The sequence below is a fragment of the Vibrio sp. 378 genome (assembly GCF_033339435.1).
Genome location: NZ_JAWOUO010000882.1, coordinates 1 through 582, shown reverse-complemented (window position 1 = coordinate 582; position 582 = coordinate 1). Strand labels below are relative to the sequence as shown.

Here is a 582-nt window from a genome sequence, read left to right as displayed (position 1 = left end):
GGATAGTAATCTATCTCGCGGTATTATCAATGTGAATCCCAATAGGATTTATTAATTGATTCAGGGAATTACTATCAATGATGTAAAGGGTAGAGCGCAGCACGATAGCTGCACTCTTTTAGCATCAATGTTGGATAGACCGGACTACTTCGCTAATTCTTCCATGTTGATGCCTTTTTTCTTCGCGATGTATTTTGGAATCAGAGACATACCAAACAGCACAAGACCCGCAACTGCAAACTTCACTAGCAACATTGCAGACACGCCGTTTGTCGCAATATCACCCGCCATGTAAGCGAAGATGAATGCGCCTGGTGCCATGGTCAACAGAGAAACCAGAGCGTAAGTGCCAAGGTTGAGGCTGGTTAGACCGTAAGCGTAGTTTTGTAGGCTGAATGGGAATACAGGCACAAGACGAGTCAGAATCAAGAAGCTGGTGCCGTTTGCTGCTACACCGTCATCGATTTTCTTGAAGATTGGGTTATGGCCAAACTTTTTCTTGATGGTGTTGCGAAGCAGGAAGCGCGCCACGATGAATGCCGCTACTGCGCCAAGCGTTGCACAAAACAGCGCTAAGGTACC

General features: G+C 46.2%; 1 protein-coding gene. It reads right to left on the bottom strand.

The features are described from left to right. Positions 1-144 precede the first annotated feature (144 nt). Positions 145-582 (bottom strand): TVP38/TMEM64 family protein (locus tag R7Q48_RS29385; protein ID WP_318133889.1); only part of this gene is annotated, 438 nt, incomplete at its 5' end.